Genomic DNA, 3779 nt, shown 5'->3' with positions numbered 1-3779 from the left:
TCTTGCTGCATCCTGAGATAGAATGCCCGGTACATCACTCCGGTTATAAGAAACGAGGTAAGTAAAATAGTTGTAAGGGCCAATACAATTAACCAAAATATTCTCTGATTGCAAGGACTATTGCCTTTGCTATTCGGGTTTGAAAGTTTTGTGTTGTCAACAATTGCCGGTCTCTAGAATTTGTAATGAACCCCAGCTCTACAATCACACCAGGTGGCTTTGTGTTCTTTAAAATAAAAAGTGATGTATTGCCATAAGGTTTTCGCTTTGGTGTTGTGTGTCCTACTTCAGCATAAGCCTCTTCTAATTTTTTTTGAAGGTATTGAGCCAATCGTCTGCTATTTACACTGTCAAAATGGTAAAACACCATGGGCCCTGCAGTTTTAGGTGAGCTCTTCTCAGCATTTACGTGAATACTCAAGAATATATCGGGCATAGTGTTGTTTATAATATCAACTCTTGAAATCAGATCTCTTTTGTGGCGATACTCACTTTTTTTGTTTAAATGATCTAAAGATATATCTTTTGATCTTGTCAGTATTACATTAGCACCTTCTTTTTCCAACATTTTTTTTAGCTTCAGTGAAACATCAAGATTTATATCTTTCTCTAAAATGCGATTATAAGTTGCACCTCCATCAATCCCCCCATGACCTGGGTCTATAATTATTACCTTCCCGGATAAGGGCAACCACGTACTTAAAACACTTACAGCAAAGTTATGACCATATAAATAATGGATCGCAATTACTGATATAAGTAAAGCTAGTGATATAATCGTATTGGAGTAGCGAACTTTCCATTTGGTATTTTGCACACTAAAGCCCCCTTTTAAGCAGAAACCCATTCTTATAAAGCATATCGTTTAAAATAAAGAAATATGACAGCACAGGATAATATCTTTAAGTAGCAGTAGAATATTGACAATAATAAGGAAAATTATGGAACGCGGACTGGACAAAAAACAGCATTAAATTTAGAATATGAGTATCGGAGAAAAATAGCCGAAAAAAATGGTTTTTCGACTTATTCTGACTGCCCTAAGCTAATAAATAAAATACCTTCCTGTCCAAGACCTGTCCAAGACCTTTCGAATCACTACTAAACATACAATTAACACTTGTTCCTGGCCTTGGAATATGTATCTAACAATAACCAGGGAAATATATAGTTTTGATGTTTTCCTGACATTGAGGAGGGAGATAATGCCATTCTTAGGCAAAGTCTTGGTAATAGATGACGACCCCAATGTTCTGGAACTGATAAAGCTATACGGTGAAAGAGAAGGTTTTAAAGTAGTAGGGATAAATAATGGCAGCTCTGCACTGGCTGCTTTTGATCGGGAGAATCCTGACGTCGTAATACTTGATATCATGCTTCCTGGAATAGACGGTCTTACATTGTGCCGCAATTTTAGGGCAATACGTATGGTTCCAATCATTATGCTTACAGCAAAAGGAGAAGAAGCAGATCGAGTTTTAGGACTGGAAATGGGGGCTGATGACTATGTTTCAAAACCTTTTAGCCCTAGAGAAGTGGTGGCTAGAATTAAAGCTGTGTTGCGCCGCACTCAAACAATAGACCCAATGACAAACTGGAAAATAAAATATCCAGGGCTGGAAATTCAAGCCGATGTAAGAAGAGTTTTAGTTAATGACAAAGAAATCGAACTGACTCCCAAGGAGTTCGACTTGCTTTATCATCTCGCTCAAAATCCCCGGCGGGTTTTTACTAGAGAGGAGCTTTTAACATCGGTCTGGGGATATGATTACTACGGTGATCGCAGGACGGTAGACGTACATATTCGTAGACTAAGGTCAAAACTGCTATCTCTAGCCCATGATTACTTGACAACTGTATGGGGGGTAGGATACCAGTTTACACCTCCTGTAAAAGGAGGAGAAAATATATAATGAATAAGTGTATTCAGAGGTGTAAGAAGTGGTTAAAAAAAATAATAAGTGCTATTTTCGGTCTTTGGTGTATTGTCAAACACTTTTTACGCGAACAGTTTAATAAAAATATTTACACCAGAGTTATATTTACTAATGTAACGACTTTTGCGGTTGGACTGATTATTCTAACAATCCTTTCGAGTTTTGCTGTAAAACAAGTAACGTACGCACAGGTCCAGCAGGAGATGTTGCGTAAAGCAAAACGAGTGAACTTTGCCTTGCTCCAGCAAAAAGACCGACCATGGATTTTAAACTCAGATGAGGCCAACGATCAGGTTCAAGCGAGACAGGAGCTCATGAAATTCCTGGCAGATAGCTTTGACTCAAAAATTACTGTATTTGACATGGAAGGAAATATCGCAGACACCTCAGAGGAACAAGAACTTGTTCCCGGCAGCAAAGTAGATAAAAAATTTGTCGAAATGCTCAAGAAAGGTGGAAACACTACCCGTATTGTGGACGGCGAAACGGACCAGCTTACATTTATAGCTGTTGTCCCCATGGGAAACAACAATGATGCCATCGAAAAAGGTATCATGCTGGAGTCAAAACCCTCCAATTATGACCTTACTTCAAACACAATACGTTCATATCTAATTATCGGTGGAATGATCTTGCTCGTAATTATCATTTTCATCTCCATGCATTTAGCCATGCAGATTTCGAAACCTATTTCTCAACTAGCTACCACTGTAGCAGAAGTTAGCAGAGGAAGTTTTTCTCTAAGCACCGATGATAAAGATTTAGATGAAATAAACGTCCTTACCGATCAGCTAAATAAACTGGCTGAAAGGCTTCAACAGTTACAGGCTGAGAGCCAAAGGATGGAACAGGAAAAGACCCGACTTTTTTCAGAAATATCCCACGAGATACGCACTCCTCTAACATCCGTCCAGGGCTTTGTTGAAGCTATCCGTGACGGAATGGTACAAGATGAAGCAGTAATGGAAAAATATTTAGATACCATTTATACTCAAACACTCCATATCAGTAGACTGGTAGATGATTTATTAGCAATAAGCCGATTAGAAAGCGGCAATATCACTGTAGAAAAACTTCCGGTTAATTTAAGCGCTTTAACTCAAAGTGTAGTTGCTGCTATGGAAGGTCTAGCAAGTAATAAAAATACTTCCATATTATTGGAAAAGGCTGAAAATGCCCTGGTGCTAGGTGATGTGGATCGGATGGAACAGATCATAAAGAATTTAATTAAAAACGCAATAGAGGCAACGGAAAACGGCACCATCAAGGTTAGTGTAGAAGTGCGACAAGATAAAGTATTTCTGACAGTTGAGGATAGCGGTGTTGGTATATCTCCTGATGATCTGCCGCATATTTGGGAAAGGTTTTATCGTGCGAAGAATCATCGCCGAAGTTATACGCAGGAGGAAGGTAGCGGTTTAGGCTTGGTTATTGTTAAAAAACTGGTAGAATTGCAAGATGGAAAAATAGATGTCACAAGTAAATTAGGAAAAGGAACGACCTTTACTGTCTCTTTTCCCTCATATAACCAAGAATAGACAAGGGTTTCTCTTCCCTTTGAGTAGGCACCTGAATAACAAACTTCAGGACTACACAAAGGGAAGTTTTTTTATGTTTAGCTTTAATAGTTTTAAAGATGTGGTTTGTAACATTTGTTAACAATTTGGTAAAAAATTTTAAAGGATTGGAAAAAGCTTAATAAACTTTTCTCTATATAATTAAGTCGCAAGCTTGGCCAGGTCGTCTTCAAAGGGGGTGGTTATGCTACTGGGCTCAAAAGGAGGGTGTCTTTAGGGCGGTCAGAGACAAATTAAAAATTAAGTTAAGACTGCGGTAAAAGTC

Annotated in this window: 3 protein-coding genes; 2 read left to right on the top strand and 1 reads right to left on the bottom strand. The window is 38.4% G+C overall.

Features of this window, described 5'->3' with window-relative positions:
- Window positions 1-88: 88 nt before the first annotated feature.
- Window positions 89-817 carry an N-acetylmuramoyl-L-alanine amidase gene (locus JT739_RS12645; protein WP_237661480.1) on the bottom strand — a complete coding sequence of 243 codons (729 nt, stop codon included), beginning with the start codon at window positions 815-817 and terminating at the stop codon, window positions 89-91.
- A gap of 388 nt (window positions 818-1205) precedes the next feature.
- On the opposite strand from JT739_RS12645, the gene JT739_RS12640 reads away from it, so the two are divergent.
- Both JT739_RS12640 and JT739_RS12635 read left to right on the top strand, forming a co-directional pair.
- The gene (locus JT739_RS12640) at window positions 1206-1913 is read left to right on the top strand and encodes a response regulator transcription factor (RefSeq protein WP_237661479.1); all 708 of its coding nucleotides are present in this window, start codon (window positions 1206-1208) and stop codon (window positions 1911-1913) included.
- The gene (locus JT739_RS12635) at window positions 1913-3475 is read left to right on the top strand and encodes a HAMP domain-containing sensor histidine kinase (RefSeq protein WP_237661478.1); all 1563 of its coding nucleotides are present in this window, start codon (window positions 1913-1915) and stop codon (window positions 3473-3475) included. Before JT739_RS12640 ends, JT739_RS12635 begins: the two co-directional genes overlap by 1 nt.
- The last annotated feature ends 304 nt before the right edge of the window (window positions 3476-3779 follow it).

This window comes from Tepidanaerobacter sp. GT38 (genome assembly GCF_021991635.1).
GTDB lineage: Bacteria > Bacillota > Thermosediminibacteria > Thermosediminibacterales > Tepidanaerobacteraceae > DTU063.
Note: the sequence above shows the minus strand (reverse complement) of the source record. Positions and strands in the feature narration are given on the sequence as shown.

Coding starts and splice junctions, on each gene's coding strand:
- JT739_RS12640 (WP_237661479.1), top strand. CDS start 1,206: ATGCCATTCTTAGGCAAAGTCTTGGTAATAGATGACGACCCCAATGTT.
- JT739_RS12635 (WP_237661478.1), top strand. CDS start 1,913: ATGAATAAGTGTATTCAGAGGTGTAAGAAGTGGTTAAAAAAAATAATA.